Annotated in this window: 17 protein-coding genes; 12 read left to right on the forward strand and 5 right to left on the reverse strand. The window is 68.0% G+C overall.

Annotation, left to right across the window (positions count from 1 at the left end):
• Positions 1-12: 12 nt before the first annotated feature.
• Both C3Y15_RS04930 and nodI read right to left on the reverse strand, forming a co-directional pair.
• Positions 13-846, reverse strand: coding sequence for an ABC transporter permease (locus C3Y15_RS04930; protein WP_045579134.1), 834 nt, complete (start codon positions 844-846; stop codon positions 13-15).
• A gap of 6 nt (positions 847-852) precedes the next feature.
• Positions 853-1,767 carry a nodulation factor ABC transporter ATP-binding protein NodI gene (gene nodI / locus C3Y15_RS04935; RefSeq protein ID WP_124259877.1) on the reverse strand — a complete coding sequence of 305 codons (915 nt, stop codon included), beginning with the start codon at positions 1,765-1,767 and terminating at the stop codon, positions 853-855.
• A gap of 325 nt (positions 1,768-2,092) precedes the next feature.
• Here nodI and C3Y15_RS04940 point away from each other — a divergent pair, with 325 nt between their 5' ends.
• Positions 2,093-2,590: a universal stress protein gene (locus C3Y15_RS04940; protein ID WP_011884727.1), complete on the forward strand. Its 498-nt coding sequence runs from the start codon at positions 2,093-2,095 to the stop codon at positions 2,588-2,590.
• A 104-nt stretch (positions 2,591-2,694) separates the two neighbouring features.
• Here the strand turns inward: C3Y15_RS04940 and C3Y15_RS04945 are convergent, their stop codons facing one another.
• Genes C3Y15_RS04945 through lexA form a run of 3 tightly spaced genes read right to left on the reverse strand, consistent with a single transcriptional unit; the run spans position 2,695 to position 4,438 of the window.
• Positions 2,695-3,396, reverse strand: coding sequence for a DUF2939 domain-containing protein (locus C3Y15_RS04945; RefSeq protein ID WP_124259897.1), 702 nt, complete (start codon positions 3,394-3,396; stop codon positions 2,695-2,697).
• A 29-nt stretch (positions 3,397-3,425) separates the two neighbouring features.
• Entirely contained in the window at positions 3,426-3,764 is a 339-nt protein-coding gene (locus C3Y15_RS04950) for a hypothetical protein (RefSeq protein ID WP_011884731.1), read from the reverse strand.
• A gap of 26 nt (positions 3,765-3,790) precedes the next feature.
• A complete protein-coding gene (lexA, locus tag C3Y15_RS04955; protein ID WP_011884733.1) occupies positions 3,791-4,438 on the reverse strand; it encodes a transcriptional repressor LexA in 648 nt (215 codons plus the stop codon).
• 264 nt (positions 4,439-4,702) lie between these two features.
• Between lexA and C3Y15_RS04965 the strand changes: the two genes are divergently transcribed.
• The 11 genes from C3Y15_RS04965 to C3Y15_RS05015 all read left to right on the forward strand — a co-directional run bounded on the left by C3Y15_RS04965 (position 4,703) and on the right by C3Y15_RS05015 (position 18,146).
• Positions 4,703-5,740 carry a sulfate ABC transporter substrate-binding protein gene (locus C3Y15_RS04965; RefSeq protein WP_043291695.1) on the forward strand — a complete coding sequence of 346 codons (1,038 nt, stop codon included), beginning with the start codon at positions 4,703-4,705 and terminating at the stop codon, positions 5,738-5,740.
• A gap of 146 nt (positions 5,741-5,886) precedes the next feature.
• Complete coding sequence (cysT, locus tag C3Y15_RS04970) at positions 5,887-6,774, forward strand: sulfate ABC transporter permease subunit CysT (protein WP_124259878.1); 888 nt, start codon at positions 5,887-5,889, stop codon at positions 6,772-6,774.
• Positions 6,771-7,718 carry a sulfate ABC transporter permease subunit CysW gene (gene cysW / locus C3Y15_RS04975; RefSeq protein ID WP_045579131.1) on the forward strand — a complete coding sequence of 316 codons (948 nt, stop codon included), beginning with the start codon at positions 6,771-6,773 and terminating at the stop codon, positions 7,716-7,718. The genes cysT and cysW overlap by 4 nt, the downstream gene beginning before the upstream one ends.
• 13 nt (positions 7,719-7,731) lie before the next feature.
• Positions 7,732-8,790 (forward strand): sulfate ABC transporter ATP-binding protein, encoded by a 1,059-nt coding sequence (locus C3Y15_RS04980; RefSeq protein ID WP_059475799.1) that lies wholly within the window; start codon positions 7,732-7,734, stop codon positions 8,788-8,790.
• An 80-nt stretch (positions 8,791-8,870) separates the two neighbouring features.
• Entirely contained in the window at positions 8,871-9,797 is a 927-nt protein-coding gene (locus C3Y15_RS04985; protein ID WP_011884743.1) for a CysB family HTH-type transcriptional regulator, read from the forward strand.
• Positions 9,798-10,328: 531 nt separating this feature from the next.
• The gene (locus C3Y15_RS04990; RefSeq protein ID WP_059462586.1) at positions 10,329-11,279 is read left to right on the forward strand and encodes a sugar ABC transporter substrate-binding protein; all 951 of its coding nucleotides are present in this window, start codon (positions 10,329-10,331) and stop codon (positions 11,277-11,279) included.
• Between the two features lie 155 nt (positions 11,280-11,434).
• The gene (locus C3Y15_RS04995; RefSeq protein ID WP_011884749.1) at positions 11,435-13,048 is read left to right on the forward strand and encodes a sugar ABC transporter ATP-binding protein; all 1,614 of its coding nucleotides are present in this window, start codon (positions 11,435-11,437) and stop codon (positions 13,046-13,048) included.
• Positions 13,045-14,064, forward strand: coding sequence for an ABC transporter permease (locus tag C3Y15_RS05000; protein ID WP_011884751.1), 1,020 nt, complete (start codon positions 13,045-13,047; stop codon positions 14,062-14,064). The genes C3Y15_RS04995 and C3Y15_RS05000 overlap by 4 nt, the downstream gene beginning before the upstream one ends.
• Positions 14,065-14,124: 60 nt before the next feature.
• Positions 14,125-15,156 carry a LacI family DNA-binding transcriptional regulator gene (locus C3Y15_RS05005; protein ID WP_034193102.1) on the forward strand — a complete coding sequence of 344 codons (1,032 nt, stop codon included), beginning with the start codon at positions 14,125-14,127 and terminating at the stop codon, positions 15,154-15,156.
• Positions 15,153-16,079: a ribokinase gene (gene rbsK, locus C3Y15_RS05010; RefSeq protein ID WP_124259879.1), complete on the forward strand. Its 927-nt coding sequence runs from the start codon at positions 15,153-15,155 to the stop codon at positions 16,077-16,079. The genes C3Y15_RS05005 and rbsK overlap by 4 nt, the downstream gene beginning before the upstream one ends.
• Before the next feature lie 273 nt (positions 16,080-16,352).
• Positions 16,353-18,146: a methyl-accepting chemotaxis protein gene (locus C3Y15_RS05015; protein ID WP_059568184.1), complete on the forward strand. Its 1,794-nt coding sequence runs from the start codon at positions 16,353-16,355 to the stop codon at positions 18,144-18,146.
• Positions 18,147-18,366: the final 220 nt, after the last annotated feature.

Below are 18,366 nucleotides of genomic sequence, written 5' to 3' on the forward strand. Positions count from 1 at the left end.
TGCGCGTGCGCGTCAGCGCATCATCCGCCGCCGGAACAGCCACGCCGACACCACGAAGCCGCTGAGCGCATAGGCGGCGAGCACCGCGACGTGCAGCCCGACGTCGGTTGCCGGCCGGCCGAGCATCGCGGGCCGGATCAGTTCGACCGCGTTCGCGAGCGGCAGCAGATGCGCGGCGTGCTGCGCGAGCGGCGGCAACTGCGTGATCGGGAAGAACACGCCGGACAGCAGCAGCATCGGCGTCAGCACGAGCGTCTGGTAGAACATGAAGAAGTCGTAGGACGGCGCGAGCGCGGTGACGATCATCGCGGTGCTCGCGAACGCGAGGCCGGCGAGCGCGATCACCGGCAGCGCCGCGAGCATCGACGGAAACCGCGCATAGCCGAGCAGGCCGGCGACCAGCATGATCGCGGCGCCCGACAACAGCGCCTTGCTCGCGCCCCAGACGATCTCCCCGAGCACGATGTCGCCGAGCGCGAGCGGCGTGTGCATGATCGCTTCCCACGTGCGCTGCACGTGCATGCGCGAGAAGCCCGAATACATCGACTCGAAGCTCGCGGACATCATCACGCTCGAACCGACCGTGCCGGCCGCGAGGAACGCGATATACGACACGCCGTCGACGTGCCCGAGCATCAGCCCCAGCCCGAATCCCAGCCCGAACAGGTAGATCATCGGATCGGCGAGATTGCCGAACAGCGACGCGAGCGCGAGCTTTCGCCACACCAGATAATTGCGCCGCCACACCGCGATCCAGTTGGTCGCATTCGCGGGCAGCGCGATCGCGAAGCGCGTTTCGCGCGGCGGGGCGGACGATGTGGAGGCGGAATAGTTGCGAACGTCCATGGTCGGTCAGTCCTGCATTTCGCGGCCCGTGAGCCGCAGGAACACGTCTTCCAGATTGGCCGGACGGTGCAGATAGCGCAATCCCGCACGGCCTTTGAGTCGCGCGGCGAGCGGTTCGGGGTCGCTCACGTAGCAGAACAGCGTTTCGCCGCTGATCTCGGTGCGCTCGGCGAACGACGCCACCTCGTCGCGCAGCGCGACCGGATCCGGCCCGTAGATCTCGATCACGTCGCAACCGATCTCCGACTCGATCAGCGCGTGCGGCGCGCCTTCGGCGATCTTGCGGCCTTCCTCGATCACGCACAGCCGATCGCACAGGCGCTCGGCTTCTTCCATGAAGTGCGTCGTGATCAGGATCGTCTTGCCGCGCGCGAGCAGCGAGCGCAAGCGCTCCCACATCAGGTGCCGCGCCTGCGGATCGAGGCCGGTCGTCGGCTCGTCGAGCACCAGCACGTCGGGATCGTTCACGAGCGCCCGCGCGAGCGTCAGGCGCCGCTTCATGCCGCCCGACAACTCGCCGACGCGCGCGTCCGCCTTGTTCTCCAGCTTCGCGAATTCGAGCAGCGGCGGCACGAGTGCGCGCGCGGCCGGCGCGGAGATCCCGAAATAGCGGCTGAACACGAGCAGGTTCTCGCGGACCGCGAAGTCCGGATCGAGATTGTCGAATTGCGGCACGACGCCGACGCGCCGGCGCGCATGGCGGGCGCGCGACGGGACCGGCTCGCCGCAGAGCGAAATGGCGCCCGCGTCCGGATAGACGAGGCCGAGCAGCATTTTCAGTGTGGTGGTCTTGCCGGCGCCGTTCGGGCCGAGCAGCCCGTAGCATTCGCCGGCCTCGACGTGGAAGGACAGGTCGTTGACGACGAGTCGGTCGCCATAGCGTTTTTCGACGTTCCGGAAATCGATCGGTGCAACGGACATGGGCAGGGTGTCGTTGTGAACGGGCGCCGCCGCGCCGGCCGGCTCGGCGGATGCCACGCGCCGCATGCGAACGGCTCGGACTGTCGCCGGTCACACGGACATGGCTCGCGTGCCCGCGCTGACGGCACGGACGACCCATTCTAGTGCATCGACCGCGCTGCTTCAGCGCGGGCCTGCGGTTTGCGTCGGATGCGCACACGAATCGTGCGCTGCATCATCGCCGACGCGCGTGGTGCGGCGAATCAGCGTTTTCCATCCCTTGCGCGTTGGATTGCGGCGCACCATGATGATTGCATAGCGCACGTAGTCGCGACCGGGAGGTTTCATGGCTAGCTACAACAAGATTCTGCTTTGCTACGACGGCACGCTCGAGGGACGCAAGGCACTGCGGTGCGGTGCGAATCTCGCGCTCGACCTGAAGGCGGAAACGCATTTGCTGTCGGTCGTCGACATGCGCTCGAGCATCGCGCAGAGCGCGGGACTGCTGACCGATGTCGCGTGCGGCCGCTTCGAGGAAACCGCGCGCGAGATCCTCCAGGAAGGGGTGAACTGGCTGCGCGAGCGCGGCGTGCAGGCCGAAGGTCATTTTGCGTTCGGCTACCCGATCGACGAAATCGCGAACCTCGCAACCGAGATCGGCGCCGACCTCGTCGTCGTCGGCCATCGCTGTCGTAGCGGATTGTCTAGATGGTGGATGGGGGCCGGCAACACGCTACTGCTCGATCGCGTGAACTGCAGCATCCTCGTCGCATGTTCGTCGGCCCAGGAGCAGAAGGCCGAAATCGCACGCGAGCGCGAGGCGGCTACCGCGAGCGGTAAATAGTGGGCTAATGGCACGAGGATGCACGCGTTTGCCGCATGACCAGCTCGCTGGCTTCGCGATGAGCGCGTGCCGCATCCGCGGCATCGCCTACCGGCAACGCGCGCTCAACCGTGCAGGTCGATTGCCGCGAGCTTCCACGTAAACTGGCCGAAGCGGTGGAAAATCGCCGCGTAGCGTGTGTCGTCGGCGCTGCGCTGGTATGTCACGACGAACTCGTCGATATTGCGGTAGCCCGCGCTCATTTGCTGCGTCCGGCTGGGTTCGCTCGCGCCGGCGGGCGCGGGCGCCGGGACCGATGTGGCGCCGCTGGCGGGTGCCGGCACGCTCGCTGGACTGCCGGCGCTCGTCGGTGGCACAGCCGGCGCGCTGGCTGGCGCGGTGCCTGACGGCGACCCCGACGGCGAGCCGGCCCATTCGGGAGGCCGTTCGCCGGGACTACCGCGCGGCGGGATGCCGCTCATCAACGCTGCAACACCTTCCGGCGTCGCGTACGCGTCGACCAGCGGGCCGATCAACGCAGACCCGATCAACGCGCCCAGCACCGCGAACGGATTGTTCTTCTTCACCGCGTCGATCCGGCGCATCAATTCTTCCGTGACCTGCTGCTTCAGACTGATGCGCAGCGACGGAAAATCGACGTACTCGCTGACCGCCTGCGCATCGCGCGCATCGATTGCCGATTTGAGCCGGCCGAGTGCCACGTATGGCGACGCATATGCGTAACCGATCGCCGCCAGTACGGCGACGATCAGCATGGCGATCAGTAGCGGCTTGAGCCGCCGGACGCGGCCCGCAGATCCAGTCACGATGCCTCCGGTGCGGATGGGTTCCGCCCTCAGAGACCGTGGTGCGCTGCCGATCGTTCCTCGGCGATGCAACGGTCGATCATCCGGCAGACGGCGTCGATCGTCCCCACCATGATCAGGCGCGAGCGGCCGTGATAGACGCGCACCGGTGCGCGGCGCGCCGGTTCCGCATGATTCAGGCCGGCATTCAGCGAGACCCGCGCGAATGCGGGCAGCGCCGACGGCAGCAGCGACGCCTGCCGTTCGACTGCGACTTCTTCGCTCACTGCGGGCGCCGCAGCGGACAGCGGCGCGCAGGGCGTGCGGCCGCGCAGGTGACGCAGGCGGCCGAATTGACGGAAAGGCAGCAGACGGGACAGGCGTTCCATGGTGTTCTCCTCAGCGAGACCGATTGTCAGAGTTCGCCCGAGCGGATCAGCCCGACGGCGATGCCTTCCAGCGCAAATTCCGCGCTGCCGGCTTTGACGAAGATGTTTTCGTAATCCGGGTTCTCCGCGATCAGCTCGATGCCGCCGGGACGGCGCATCAGGCGCTTGACGGTGACGTCGTCGCCCAGCCGCGCGACGATGATCTGGCCGTCCTTCGCTTCGGTGCGCTTTTGCACCGCGAGGAGGTCGCCGTCGAGAATGCCGGCGTCGCGCATCGACAGGCCGCGCACCTTCAACAGATAGTCGGGCTTGCTCGTGAAGAGCGCCGGATCGCACGCGTAATGCTGCGAGATGTGTTCCTGCGCAAGGATCGGGCTACCGGCAGCGACGCGGCCGACGAGCGGCAGCGACAACTGCATCAGCCCGGCGTGCGGCAACGTGAACTGGTGCGGCATGTCGTCGATGCCGAGCAGGCGGATGCCGCGCGAGGCGCCTGCCGCCAGCTCGATCACGCCCTTGCGCGCCAGCGCGCGCAGGTGCTCCTCGGCTGCATTCGGCGAGCTGAAGCCCAGTTCGGCGGCGATCTCGGCGCGCGTGGGCGGGAAACCCGAGCGCTCGATCGCGCGGCGGATCAAGTCGAACACTTGCTGCTGACGTGCGGTGAGTTTGGTCATGGCTCAACTGTATGGATAGACAGTGAGCTGTATTTTTATACAGTACTTCGCGAATTTCAAGTGTTACTTGAGGTTCGATGCGATCGCGCCGGTTCCGCCGTCGTTTTGCGACGTCCCGACGCCGGTTCATCCGCCGCAACCGTCCGCCCAGTCTGCGTTAGCACTTTTGAGTATTAAAAAATGAAGAACGATTATTTTTAATAATGTAACCCGTTCGTTAGACTGGCCCGACATCGCAACACCGACGACACTGGAGAACCAATGATGGCGAAGCGCAATACGGGGCTGGGCGGCGCAGCGGGGCGCCTGATCGCAACACTGGCGCTGGGCGCGGCGGCCGCGCTCGGCGTCGCCTCGCACGCATGGGCCGACACGACGTTCCTGAACGTGTCCTACGACCCGACGCGCGAGCTGTACCAGGACTACAACCAGGCGTTCGGCAAGGAATGGAAGGCGAAGACGGGCGAGACGGTCAACTTCAAGCAGTCGCACGGCGGCTCGGGCGCGCAGGCGCGCTCGGTGCTCGACGGGCTGCAGGCCGACGTGGTCACGCTCGCGCTGGCATACGACATCGATGCGCTCGCGAACAAGGGGCTCGTCGCGAAGGACTGGCAGAAGCGCCTGCCGGACAACGCATCGCCGTACACGTCGACGATCGTGTTCCTGGTGCGCAAGGGCAACCCGAAGGGCATCAAGGACTGGGACGATCTGACCAAGCCCGGCATTTCGATCGTCACGCCGAACCCAAAGACCTCGGGCGGCGCGCGCTGGAACTATCTGGCCGCGTGGGCGTACGCGGTGCACAAGCCGGGCGGCAGCGAGCAGAGCGCGAAGGAGTTCGTGACGAAGCTCTACAAGAATGCAGGCGTGCTCGACTCCGGCGCGCGCGGCGCGACGACGAGCTTCGTGCAGCGCGGCATTGGCGACGTGCTGATCGCGTGGGAGAACGAGGCGTTCCTGTCGATCAAGGAATTCGGCACCGACAAGTTCGAGATCGTGGTGCCGTCGGTGAGCATCCTCGCCGAGCCGCCCGTCGCGGTGGTCGACAAGGTGGTCGACAAGAAGGGCACGCGCAAGCTGGCCGAGGCCTACCTGAATTTCCTGTACAGCCCGCAGGGCCAGGAGATCGCCGCGCGCAACTACTACCGGCCGCGCTCGAAGAACGTGCCGGCGGAGCTGACGAAGCAGTTCCCGAAGCTCAAGCTGTACACGGTGGACGACACGTTCGGCGGCTGGACGAATGCGCAGAAGACGCATTTCGCGGACGGCGGCGTGTTCGATTCGATCTACAAGCCGCAATAACGCCACGCAGTAACGACACGCAGCACACGATAACGACAGCGGCGCGCCACGACAGCGCGCCGCATACCCGACGGGCCGGCGCGCGATTCCGAGCGCCGGCATATGCGTCGGGCCCATGAGCAGCATCGACCCAGCAAGAGCATCCGATGACGACGTACATCTTTCGCAAGCCGAGCGCGCTGCCCGGTTTCGGCGTGACGCTCGGCATCACGGTGGCGTATTTGAGCCTCGTGGTGCTGATTCCGCTCGCCGCCACATTTCTCAAGACCGCGACCTTGTCGTGGGACCAGTTCGTCGCGGCCGTCACGTCGCCGCGCGTGCTCGCGTCGTACCGGCTGACGTTTTCGGCCGCACTCGGCGGCGCGTTGATCAACGCCGTGTTCGGCTTTCTCGTCGCGTGGGTGCTGGTGCGCTACACGTTCCCGTTCAAGCGGGTCGTCGATGCGATCGTCGACCTGCCGTTCGCGCTGCCGACGTCCGTCGCCGGCATCTCGCTCGCGGCCGTCTACGCGACCAACGGCTGGGTCGGCCAGTATCTCGCGCCGCTCGGCATCAAGATCGCGTTCACGCCGGCCGGCGTGCTGGTCGCGTTGACGTTCATCGGGCTGCCGTTCGTCGTGCGCACCGTGCAGCCCGTGCTCGAGGATTTCGAGCGCGAGCAGGAGGAGGCCGCCGCATGCCTCGGCGCGTCGCGCTGGCTCACGTTCCGCCGCGTCGTGCTGCCGGCCTTGCTGCCCGCGCTGCTCACCGGCTTCGCGCTCGCGTTCGCGCGCGCGCTGGGCGAGTACGGGTCGGTGATCTTCATCGCCGGCAACGTGCCGATGAAGTCGGAGATCACATCGCTGCTGATCATCACGAAGCTCGAGCAGTACGACTACGCGGGCGCGACCGCGCTGGCGGTCGTGATGCTGGTCGTGTCGTTCCTGATGCTGCTGCTGATCAACACGCTGCAGTGGTATCTGCAGCGCCGCACGAGCCGGGGCGCGAGCGCGCCCGTCGCGGTGGCCGCGAGCGCCGCGGGAGGTGCGCAATGAGCCGCCAGTCCAGCATCGTGTCGAACAACCATGCCGCCGCGCACGCCCGCGCGGCGACGCGGCTCGATCCCGTGAGCGAGCCGCGCGCCGTGCGCTGGCTGCTGATCGGCGTCGCGCTCGCGTTCCTCGCGTTCTTCCTCGTCGTGCCGCTCGCCGCGGTGTTCTTCGAGGCGCTGCGCAAGGGCGTCGGCTTCTATCTCGAATCGCTCGCCGATCCGGACGCGTGGTCGGCGATCAGGCTGACGCTGACGGTGGCCGTGATCGCGGTGCCGCTCAATCTCGTGTTCGGCGTGTGCGCGTCGTGGGCGATCGCGAAGTTCGAGTTCCGCGGCAAGGCGTTGCTGACCACGCTGATCGACCTGCCGTTCTCCGTGTCGCCGGTGATCTCGGGGCTCGTCTACGTGCTGTTGTTCGGTGCGCAGGGCTGGCTCGGGCCGTGGCTGCAGGACCACGACGTGCAGATCATCTTCGCGGTGCCGGGCATCGTGCTCGCGACGATCTTCGTCACGTTCCCGTTCGTCGCGCGCGAGCTGATCCCGCTGATGCAGGCGCAGGGCAGCGACGAGGAGGAAGCCGCGCGCGTGCTCGGCGCGTCGGGCTGGCAGATCTTCCGGCGCGTGACGTTGCCGAACGTGAAGTGGGGCCTGCTGTACGGCGTGATCCTCTGCAATGCGCGCGCGATGGGCGAGTTCGGCGCGGTGTCGGTCGTGTCCGGCCACATCCGCGGCGTGACCGACACGATGCCGCTGCACGTCGAGATCCTGTACAACGAATACAACTTCGCGGCGGCGTTCGCGGTGGCGTCGGTGCTTGCGCTGCTCGCGCTCGTCACGCTCGCGCTGAAGCTGCTCGCCGAGCGTCACCTCGCCGCCGAACTGGCCGGGGCACGCGACGACGTTCCCGCTCATGCCGGCCCCGTCGCGGCCGTTTCGTCGAAATCGTAAAGAGGCAAACAGAATGGGTATCACCGTCCGTCATCTTCAGAAGCGCTTCGGCGATTTCACCGCGCTCGACAACGTGTCGCTCGATTTCCCGCCGGGCGAGCTCGTCGCGCTGCTCGGGCCGTCCGGCTGCGGCAAGACCACGCTGCTGCGCGTGATCGCGGGCCTCGAGCACGCGGACGCCGGCCAGGTCGTGCTGCAGGGCCTCGACGTCGCGTCGGTCGGCGCGCGCGATCGCCAGGTCGGCTTCGTGTTCCAGCATTACGCGCTGTTCCGCCACATGACCGTGTTCGAGAACGTCGCGTTCGGCCTGCGCGTGAAGCCGCGCCGCGAACGCCCGTCGGAAACGGTGATTCGCGACAAGGTGCACGAGCTGCTGAAGCTCGTGCAGCTCGACTGGCTCGCGCAGCGCTATCCGTCCGAACTGTCGGGCGGCCAGCGCCAGCGCATCGCGCTGGCTCGCGCGCTCGCGGTGGAGCCGAAGGTGCTGCTGCTCGACGAGCCGTTCGGCGCGCTCGACGCGAAGGTGCGCAAGGAACTGCGCAGCTGGCTGCGGCGCCTGCACGACGACCTGCACATCTCGACGATCTTCGTCACGCACGACCAGGAGGAGGCGCTCGAAGTGGCCGATCGCATCGTCGTGCTGAACCGCGGTCACGTCGAGCAGGTCGGCAGCCCGCAGGACGTCTACGACCATCCGCAAAGCGCGTTCGTCTACGAATTCCTCGGCGCGGCGAACCGGCTGCCGGGCACGGTCGCCGCGCGCGGTTTCGTCGCCGAGGGCGCGGCGGCGTCGATCGCGGTCGACGCCGATTTCGCGGGCCCCGCACACGCCTACGTGCGGCCGCACGACCTGCAGCTGTGGCCGGTGGGCGACGGCCATCGCGACGGCATCGCGGTGGACGTGCGCCGCGTGATTCCGCTCGGCGGTTCGGTGCGCGTCGAGCTGGAGGCGCGCACGGGCGGGGCGCTGGAAGCCGAGCTCGATCGCGACGCGTGGCGTGCGCTCGCGCTGCAGGTCGGCGACGGCGCGACGGCCGTGCCGCGCGCGCTGCGGGTCTTTCCCGCACACTGACGCCCGAACCCGGTCATGAGAAGAGGGCGGATACCGCTCCCGATCGATCTTCGAACAACGACAGCCCAAGAGGCATACCCATGAATTTTCAGCAATTGCGCTTCGTGCGCGAGGCCGTGCGCCAGAACATGAACCTGACCGAAGTCGCGAACGTGCTGTACACGTCGCAGTCGGGCGTGTCGAAGCAGATCAAGGATCTCGAGGACGAGCTGGGCGTCGACATCTTCATCCGGCGCGGCAAGCGGCTCACCGGCCTCACCGAGCCGGGCAAGGCCGTGCACCAGCTGATCGAGCGGATGCTGCTCGACGCCGAGAACCTGCGGCGCGTCGCGCGCCAGTTCGCCGATCAGGACAGCGGCCACCTCGTCGTCGCGACGACGCACACGCAGGCGCGCTACGCGCTGCCGAAGGTGATCCGCCAGTTCACCGAAGTGTTCCCGAAGGTGCATCTCGCGCTGCGCCAGGGTAGCCCGCAGCAGATCGCGCAGATGATCCTGAACGGCGAAGCCGATCTCGGCATCTCGACCGAGGCGCTCGACCGCTATCCGGACATCGTCACGTTCCCGTGCTATTCGTGGCACCACACGGTCGTCGTGCCCAAAGGGCATCCGCTCGTCGGACGCGAGCATCTGACGCTCGACGAGATCGCCGAATATCCGATCATCACCTACGACCAGGATTTCACCGGCCGCTCGCACATCGACCAGGCGTTCGCGCAGGCCGGCGCGGTGCCCGACGTCGTGCTGACCGCGATCGATGCTGACGTCATCAAGACTTACGTCGAGCTCGGGATGGGGATCGGCGTGGTCGCGGCGATGGCGTTCGATCCGCAGCGCGACACGGGGCTCGTCGCGCTCGACACGCAGCACCTGTTCGAGGCGAGCACGACCCGCGTCGGGCTGCGCAAAGGCGCGTTCCTGCGCGCCTATGCTTACCGCCTGATCGAGATGTTCGCGCCGCAGTTGAACGAAGCCGAGATCGCGGCGCAGTTGCGCGAGGCGGTGTAACTGGCGGCGAAGTGAAGGGCGGCAGGCGGGCGCTCGCCTGCCGATCCCTGCGGCCGCGCGACGACGCGGCATCGCGTGGTCCGGCCGGCCGGGCGCGGCTGACGGTGCGCTGCCGCGATTCACGCGACGGTCTGAAGCGCATCGCCTCGGCTGGAGGTGGCACATCCGCCACATCTGGAAACACCGCGCCGGCAAGTCCTGCCGCAACGTACCGCCGCAGCATAACCAGCCATCGCGGCGTAACGCACCCCAGCCCGCTCAGAACAAACCCTTAAATAGCGATCGCCCGGGTTGCGCGCCGAACCGAAACGGTACAGCATAGCCGTCACTCCGCCGGCTTCCCGCCGGCGGTGGCGCGTCGACGACAGCGCGCGCCAGGCAGTCGGCCGTCTGCCCCGTTTCCATTTCGTGATACCGACAAGCAGCATCGATGGCCAATGTCCGGCTCATGTAGCGCAAACGTTTGCTTGCATTAAAACAACAGCCAAACAAAACAATCCGGCCCGCCGGGCCGATCGCCAGGAGATGAGTATGAAGGTCCTGTTTCGCCGTCGCTTCCTGACCGCCGCGCTCGCCGCCGTCGCGGTCGCCGCCACCCCGGCCGCGTATGCGCAGTCTGCGGCCAAGCCGAAGGTCGCGCTGGTGATGAAGTCGCTCGCCAACGAGTTCTTCCTGACGATGGAAAACGGCGCGAAGGAATACCAGAAGCACAACGCCGGCCAGTTCGACCTGGTCACGAACGGCATCAAGGACGAGACCGACACCGCCAACCAGATCCGCATCGTCGAGCAGATGATCGTGTCGAAGGTCGACGCGATCGTGCTCGCGCCGGCCGATTCGAAGGCGCTCGTGCCGGTGGTGAAGAAGGCGGTCGACGCGGGCATCGTCGTCGTGAACATCGACAACCGGCTCGATCCCGACGTGCTGAAGTCGAAGAACCTGAACGTGCCGTTCGTCGGCCCGGACAACCGCAAGGGCGCGCGCAAGGTCGGCGACTACCTCGCGAAGAGGCTCAAGGCGGGCGACCAGGTCGGCATCGTCGAAGGCGTGTCGACGACCACCAACGCGCAGCAGCGCACGGCCGGCTTCCAGGATGCGATGAAGGCGGGCGGCATGAAGGTCGTGTCGGTGCAGTCGGGCGAATGGGAGATCGACAAGGGCAACGCGGTCGCGTCCGCGATGCTCAACGAATACCCGAACCTGCGCGCGCTCCTGTGCGGCAACGACAACATGGCGATCGGCGCCGTGTCGGCGGTGCGGGCGGCGGGCAAGCAGGGCAAGGTGCTGGTGGTCGGCTACGACAACATCAACGCGATCAAGCCGATGCTGAAGGACGGCCGCGTGCTCGCGACCGCCGACCAGTACGCGGCGAAGCAGGCGGTGTTCGGCATCGACACGGCGCTGAAGGCCATCGCCGAGCATCGCAAGCAGTCTGAGCTGTCCGGCGTGGTCGAGACGCCGGTCGACCTCGTCACCAAGTGACCACGTGACGCCGCACCGATGACGGCCGCCGTCCCTCAAGAATTCCGGGCGGCGGCCGTTATCTGGAGTGAGCGCGATCACGGCCACGGCATACCCATGCACTTGTGAGCGTCATAACCGCACGCCGCGGGCGCGCGGCCGCAACCAGGATCGCGATGGAACCGACCTTCCAACCTTCCCGTCCAGTCGTCCCCGTGCTCGCCGTATCCGGCGTGGGCAAGACCTACGCCGAACCGGTGCTCGCCGACGTCACGCTGACGCTCGCGGCGGGCCAGGCGCTCGCGCTGACCGGCGAGAACGGCGCGGGCAAGAGCACGCTGTCGAAGATCATCGGCGGGCTGGTCGAGCCGACGACCGGCACGATGCAGCTCGGCGGCGACGCGTATGCGCCGGCCAGCCGCACGCAGGCCGAGGCGCTCGGCGTGCGCATGGTGATGCAGGAGCTGAACCTGCTGCCGACGCTGACGGTCGCCGAGAACCTGTTTCTGAACCGGCTGCCGCGGCGCTTCGGCATCATCGACCGCGCGCGGCTGCGCGCCGATGCGCGGGCCGCGATGGCGCAGGTCGGGCTCGACGCGATCGATCCCGATACGCCGGTCGGCGCGCTCGGCATCGGCCATCAACAGATGGTCGAGATCGCGCGCAATCTGATCGGCGACTGCCGCGTGCTGATCCTCGACGAGCCGACCGCGATGCTGACCGCGCGCGAGGTCGAACTGCTGTTCGAGCAGATCGACCGCTTGAAGGCGCGCGGCGTCGCGATCGTCTATATCTCGCACCGGCTCGAGGAGCTCGCGCGCGTTGCCGAGCGGGTCGCGGTGCTGCGCGATGGCCGGCTCGTGCACGTCGGCGACATGGCCGCGATCAGCGCCGACGGGCTCGTCACGCTGATGGTTGGCCGCGAGCTCGGCGAGCACATCGATCTCGGCGCGCGCCGGATCGGCGCGCCGCGCCTCGTCGTGTCGGGCATGACGCGCGGCACGGCCGTGCAGGACGTGTCGCTCGAAGTGCGCGCCGGCGAGATCTTCGGCATCTCCGGGCTGATCGGCGCGGGGCGCACCGAATTGCTGCGGCTGATCTACGGCGCGGACACGCCCGATACGGGCATGATCGCGGTCGGCGAACCGCCGCAGCCGGTGCGCATCCAGTCGCCGGTCGACGCGGTCGCGCACGGCATCGCGCTGATCACCGAGGACCGCAAGGGCGAAGGGCTGCTGCTCACGCAATCGGTCGCCTCCAACGTGTCGCTCGGCCAGCTCGATCGGCTCGCGCGCGGCGGCGTCGTCGATACGGCGCGCGAAACGGCGCTCGCCGAGCAGCAGATCGACGCGTTGCGGATCCGCACGCACGGCGCGGCGCAGCCAGTCGGCGAACTGTCGGGCGGCAACCAGCAGAAGGTCGTGATCGGCCGCTGGCTCGCACGTGACATGGGCGTGCTGCTGTTCGACGAGCCGACGCGCGGCATCGACGTCGGCGCGAAGTTCGAGATCTACACGCTGATGGGCGCGCTGGCGCGCGACGGCCGCGCGCTGGTGGTCGTATCGAGCGACCTGCGCGAGCTGATGCTGATCTGCGACCGGATCGGCGTGATGTCGGCCGGCCGCATGACCGCCGTGTTCGAACGCGGCAACTGGACTCAGGATGCGCTGCTGGCCGCCGCGTTCGCCGGCTTCGGCCGCGACGCGTTGCCGGACGGCACGCAGCATCCGGATGCGGGAGCGGCGCCGCGCGCGGCTTCCGCGGTTTCGACCACAGGACCACACTCATGACCCAGCCTCCCGTATCTCCGAGCGACGCAGGCGCACAGCAGGACCTGACCGGGCGCCGCGCGCGCACGCTGTCCGGCACACGGCTCGGCGTCTCGAACTACCTCGGGCTCGCCGGTGCGCTCGTCGCGATGGTCGCGCTGTTTTCGGCGCTGAGCTCGCACTTCCTGACCTACGACACGTTCAGCACGATCGCGAACCAGATTCCCGATCTCGTCGTGATGTCGGTCGGCATGACGTTCGTGCTGATCATCGCCGGCATCGACCTGTCGGTCGGCTCCGTCCTGGCGCTGGCCGCGTCGATGGTCAGCGTGGCCGCGCTGAAATGGCAGTGGGCGCCGTTGCCGGCCGCGCTGAGCGGCATCGCGGTCGCCACCGTGACCGGCTCGCTGACGGGCGCGGTGACGGTCGGCTGGCGGATTCCGTCGTTCATCGTGTCGCTCGGCGTGCTGGAAGGCGCGCGCGGGCTCGCGTACCAGCTGACGAATTCGCGCACCGCGTATATCGGCGACGCATTCGATTTCCTGTCGAACCCGATCGCGCTCGGCATTTCGCCGGCGTTCCTGATCGCGGTCGCGGTGATGATCGCCGCGCAGTTCGTGCTGACGCGCACCGTGTTCGGACGCTATCTCGTCGGAATCGGCACGAACGAAGAAGCCGTGCGGCTGGCAGGGGTTAACCCGCGGCCGTATAAAATCCTCGTATTCGCATTGATGGGCGCGCTTGCCGGGCTCGCGTCGCTGTTCCAGATTTCGCGGCTCGAAGCGGCGGACCCGAACGCGGGCGTGGGCCTCGAGCTGCAGGTGATCGCGGCCGTCGTGATCGGCGGCACGAGCCTGATGGGCGGGCGCGGCTCGGTGATCAGCACGTTCTTCGGCGTTTTGATCATCTCCGTGCTGGCGGCGGGGCTTGCGCAGATCGGCGCGAACGAGCCCACCAAACGGATCATCACGGGGGCGGTGATCGTGGTGGCCGTCGTGCTCGACACGTATCGCAGCCGGCGCTCGCGCGCACGGTAGAAGCCGGCGCTCGCGCGCACGGTAGAACAACATGGAACGCAGACCAAAGAGAAACGGGATATGGCGACGATCAAGGATGTAGCGGCCATGGCGGGCGTGTCGTTTACGACCGTCTCGCACGTAGTGAACAATTCGCGGCCGGTGTCCGCGGATGTGCGCGCGAAGGTCGAAGGCGCGATTCGCGAGCTGAACTACGTGCCGTCGGCCGTAGCGCGCTCGCTGAAGGCGCGCGCGACGGCGACCATCGGCCTCGTCGTGCCGAACAGCACGAATCCGTATTTCGCGGAGCTTGCACGCGGCATCGAGGATCAATGCGCGGCGAACGGCTATTGCGTGTTCTTCTGCAACTCGGACGACGACCCGGTGAAGCAGCGCAACTACCTGCGCGTGCTGCAGGAAAAGCGCATCGACGGGCTGATCGTCGCATCGGCCGGCGAGGACGCCGTGCTCGCGCAGACGCTCGCCGATTCGCAAGCGCCGCTCGTCGTCGTCGATCGCAACATCGAGGGGCTGCCAGCCGACCTCGTGCAGATCGACCACGAGCGCGGCGCGTATCTGGCCACGCGGCATCTGCTCGAGCTCGGCCACGCGAAGATCGGCTGCATCACCGGCCCGACCGACACGGCCGTCAGCGCGATGCGCGTGCACGGCTTCATCCGCGCGATGGCCGAGCGCGGCATCGACATCGTGCCGGGCGCGATCGCCGAAAGCGATTTTTCGTGCCTCGGCGGCTATCACGCGGCGGCGCGGCTGTTCGAGACGGTGCAGCCGAGCGCGATTTTCGCCGGCAACGACCTGATGGGCGTCGGCGCGCTGCGCGCGGCGGCCGAGCGCGGCATCCGCGTGCCGGACGAATGCTCGATCATCGGCTTCGACGACATCGAGTTTTCCCGCTACACCTATCCGGCGCTGTCGACGGTCGGGCAGTCGGTGCGGGCGCTCGGCGAAATGGCCGCGCAGACGCTGATCGAGCGGATCGGCGGCGGCTCGACGGCCGCGCCGAGCCGCCGCCGCGTCGTGTCGCCGCGGCTCGTGCTGCGCGAATCGACGTCGGTCTATCGGGAGCCTGCCGTGCCCGGTGCGCGCGCATGACGGCGCCCAACGCCGGTGCAGGCCGCGTGACGGTGGTCGGCAGCCTCAACACGGATCTCGTCGTACGTGCGCCGCGGCTGCCGTTGCCGGGCGAAACGCTGGCCGGCCGCGCGTATGCGCAGGCAGCGGGCGGCAAGGGCGGCAACCAGGCCGTCGCCGCCGCGCGCCTGGGCGCGCAGGTCGCGATGATCGGCTGTGTCGGCGCGGACGCGCACGGCGCAGCGCTGCGCGCGGGCCTCGAGGCGGAAGGCATCGATTGCTCGCGGGTCGCGACGAGCGCGTCCGCATCGACGGGCGTCGCGCTGATCGTCGTCGACGATGCGAGCCAGAACACGATCGTGATCGTCGCGGGCGGCAACGGCGAAGTCACGCCGGCAACGGTCGCGCAGCACGAGGCCGCGATCGCCGCGGCCGACGTGCTGATCTGCCAGCTCGAGACGCCGCCGGACGCGGTATTCGCGGCGCTGTCGGCCGGGCGGCGCCTCGGGCGCACGGTGGTGCTGAACCCGGCGCCGGCCGTCGCGCCGCTGCCCGACGGCTGGCTGCCGCTGGTCGACTATCTGATTCCGAACGAGGTCGAGGCCGCCGCGCTGACCGGCCTGCCGGTGCGCGATCCGGCCGACGCGGAAGCTGCCGCGCGCGCGCTGCAGGCGGCCGGCGCACGCAACGTGCTGATCACGCTCGGCGCGCGCGGCGTGCAGGCGCTCAGCGCCGACGGCGCGGCGCGCCACTATCCGGCGCCCGTCGTGCAGGCGCTCGACACGACCGCCGCCGGCGACACCTTCATCGGCGGCTTCGCGGCCCGGCTCGCGGCCGGCGACGGCGTCGACGCCGCGATCCGCTTTGCGCAGCGCGCCGCGGCCGTCTCGGTCACGCGCGCGGGCGCGCAGCCTTCGATTCCCACCCTCGCCGAACTGGCCTGATAACGCCGGATCGCGCGTCTTCCGCCGCCGGCACGAGCCGGCGGCCGGTCATCCTCCAATACCCGACGCCGTCGATTGCAGCGCGCGCGTCGCGCGACACGCTGCCGTGTTGCGTCCCCTTCATTTATTCATACGTAATGAATGACAGGATTGCTGAGAAAATTGATAGCAATACCATCAAGTTGTGCGTCGAATGGTCGTAAATGTATCGGAGCGAAACAGTGTTTCGAAACGGGCCAGGCCCGTCCATGACGACGCAATACAGGAACAATGATGGTGATCGCAAACCTGACGATACGGGCGCGCATCGGCTTGACGATGGCGTTTCTCGCGGTGCTGCTGGCGGTGATCGGGGTGCTCGGCCTCTACGGGATGAGCACGGCGAACGACTCGATGCGCGAGCTGTTCACGAACCAGATGCCGAGCGCGGTCGACGTGGCCGTCGCGGACACCTACGCGGCGCGCGAGCGGCTGGCGCTCGATCGCGCCGCGCTGCTGGTGGGCACGCCCGATTCGGCCACGGCGGTCGAGCGCAGCCGCGAGATGCGCGCGCAGTCCGACGCGTGGTGGAAGAAGTACCTCGATCTGCCGCGCGGCCCGGAGGAAGACCGCATCGCGCAGGACGTCGCCGCAAAGCGGCAGGCGTTGCAGCGCAACTGCGACGCGTTCGGCGCGCTCGTCACGGCCGGCGACCGTGACCGCCTCGGCGAAGGCGCCAAGCAACTCCAGGTGAAGTACAACGACCTCACGACCGCGAGCGAGGCGTTGCGCAATTTTCAGTTCTCCGATGCTCAGCGCGGCTACGATCACGCGGAATCGGTGTACGAAACGTTGCGCGTGGTATCCGTCGTCGCGCTGCTCGCCGGTTTCGTCGCCGCGGTGCTGTCGTGGCTGACGCTGACCCGCGCGATCGGCCGCCCGCTCGCTGAGGCGCTCGGTCATTTCGACGCGATCGCGGCAGGCGACCTGCGCCGTGCGATCGTCGTGCAGCGGCGTGACGAAATGGGGCAACTGCTGAACGGTCTCGCGAAGATGCAGCGCGGGCTCGTCGACACCGTGCGCACGGTGCGCGGCGGCAGCGAGTCGATCGCGACGGCCGCGCGGGAAATTGCCGCCGGCAACATCGACCTGTCGTCGCGTACGGAGGAGCAGGCGTCCGCGCTGCAGGAAACTGCATCGAGCATGGAGCAGCTGACCGGCACCGTGAAACAGAACGCGGACAATGCACGGCAGGCGAGCGCGCTGGCTGCGAACGCATCGGAGATCGCCAACAAGGGCAATACGGTGGTCGGCCAAGTGGTCGGCACGATGGGCGAAATCAACGACAGCTCGGCGAAGATCGCGGACATCATCGCGATCATCGAAGGCATCGCGTTTCAAACCAACATCCTGGCGCTGAACGCGGCCGTCGAAGCGGCGCGCGCCGGCGAGGAAGGGCGCGGCTTTGCGGTCGTCGCGGGCGAGGTGCGCAGCCTCGCGCAGCGCTCGTCGAGCGCGGCCAAGGAGATCAAGGCGCTGATCGACGCGTCGGTGGAGCGTATCCACACGGGCTCGCAACTGGTCGACGAAGCCGGCCGCACGATGCACGACGTGATCGCCGCGGTGCAGCGCGTGACGGACATCATGGGCGAGATCGCCGCGGCGTCCGAAGAGCAGAGCAGCGGCATCGATCAAGTTGCTCGCGCGGTCGCGCAGATGGACGAAGTCACGCAACAGAACGCGGCGCTCGTCGAGGAAGCGGCGGCCGCCGCGCAATCGCTCGACGAACAGGCGGCGCGCCTGCGCGAAACGGCAGCGGTGTTCCGGCTCGACGACGACGCGGCGCGACCGTCGGTCGCAGCCGGCGCCACGCGTCAGGCGCCGCGCGCGAAGCCTGCGCCCGCTGCGCAGCCGGCCGCGGCAGCCGCACCTTCCGTGCCCGCTGGGCCGACCGCCGCGCCTGCCACGCGCAACGAGCGTGACGCCGCACCGAAGCGCACGGCACCGGCGCGCAAGCCGGCAGCCGCAGCGAGCGCGCCGTCCCCGGCTGCGGCAACGGCCGGCGCCGACGATTGGGAGACGTTCTGATACGCGCATGCGCGCGCCTGCCGTCTGCATCAATCCCCATTTGACGAAGTCACACCGGACGCCCGCGCATGCGGGCGTCGTCGTTCGTGCGGCCGGTCGAATGTGACACCGTCCGTGAACATTCATGCGTCGACGCGCGATGTGCATCCGCGCTACGGGTATCTCCTGACGATGCGAAAAAAATTTGTAACGGTGGGCGCGACGTGTCGTCGCAAACGTC

Source organism: Burkholderia sp. B10, from assembly GCF_004368385.1.
GTDB lineage: Bacteria > Pseudomonadota > Gammaproteobacteria > Burkholderiales > Burkholderiaceae > Burkholderia > Burkholderia vietnamiensis.

What these genes read in the sequence shown, in the direction of transcription:
- C3Y15_RS04930 (WP_045579134.1), bottom strand. Translation starts at nt 846, where the DNA reads ATGGACGTTCGCAACTATTCCGCCTCCACATCGTCCGCCCCGCCGCGC.
- nodI (WP_124259877.1), bottom strand. Translation starts at nt 1,767, where the DNA reads ATGTCCGTTGCACCGATCGATTTCCGGAACGTCGAAAAACGCTATGGC.
- C3Y15_RS04940 (WP_011884727.1), top strand. Translation starts at nt 2,093, where the DNA reads ATGGCTAGCTACAACAAGATTCTGCTTTGCTACGACGGCACGCTCGAG.
- C3Y15_RS04950 (WP_011884731.1), bottom strand. Translation starts at nt 3,764, where the DNA reads ATGGAACGCCTGTCCCGTCTGCTGCCTTTCCGTCAATTCGGCCGCCTG.
- lexA (WP_011884733.1), bottom strand. Translation starts at nt 4,438, where the DNA reads ATGACCAAACTCACCGCACGTCAGCAGCAAGTGTTCGACTTGATCCGC.
- C3Y15_RS04965 (WP_043291695.1), top strand. Translation starts at nt 4,703, where the DNA reads ATGGCGAAGCGCAATACGGGGCTGGGCGGCGCAGCGGGGCGCCTGATC.
- cysT (WP_124259878.1), top strand. Translation starts at nt 5,887, where the DNA reads ATGACGACGTACATCTTTCGCAAGCCGAGCGCGCTGCCCGGTTTCGGC.
- cysW (WP_045579131.1), top strand. Translation starts at nt 6,771, where the DNA reads ATGAGCCGCCAGTCCAGCATCGTGTCGAACAACCATGCCGCCGCGCAC.
- C3Y15_RS04980 (WP_059475799.1), top strand. Translation starts at nt 7,732, where the DNA reads ATGGGTATCACCGTCCGTCATCTTCAGAAGCGCTTCGGCGATTTCACC.
- C3Y15_RS04985 (WP_011884743.1), top strand. Translation starts at nt 8,871, where the DNA reads ATGAATTTTCAGCAATTGCGCTTCGTGCGCGAGGCCGTGCGCCAGAAC.
- C3Y15_RS04990 (WP_059462586.1), top strand. Translation starts at nt 10,329, where the DNA reads ATGAAGGTCCTGTTTCGCCGTCGCTTCCTGACCGCCGCGCTCGCCGCC.
- C3Y15_RS04995 (WP_011884749.1), top strand. Translation starts at nt 11,435, where the DNA reads ATGGAACCGACCTTCCAACCTTCCCGTCCAGTCGTCCCCGTGCTCGCC.
- C3Y15_RS05000 (WP_011884751.1), top strand. Translation starts at nt 13,045, where the DNA reads ATGACCCAGCCTCCCGTATCTCCGAGCGACGCAGGCGCACAGCAGGAC.
- C3Y15_RS05005 (WP_034193102.1), top strand. Translation starts at nt 14,125, where the DNA reads ATGGCGACGATCAAGGATGTAGCGGCCATGGCGGGCGTGTCGTTTACG.
- rbsK (WP_124259879.1), top strand. Translation starts at nt 15,153, where the DNA reads ATGACGGCGCCCAACGCCGGTGCAGGCCGCGTGACGGTGGTCGGCAGC.
- C3Y15_RS05015 (WP_059568184.1), top strand. Translation starts at nt 16,353, where the DNA reads ATGGTGATCGCAAACCTGACGATACGGGCGCGCATCGGCTTGACGATG.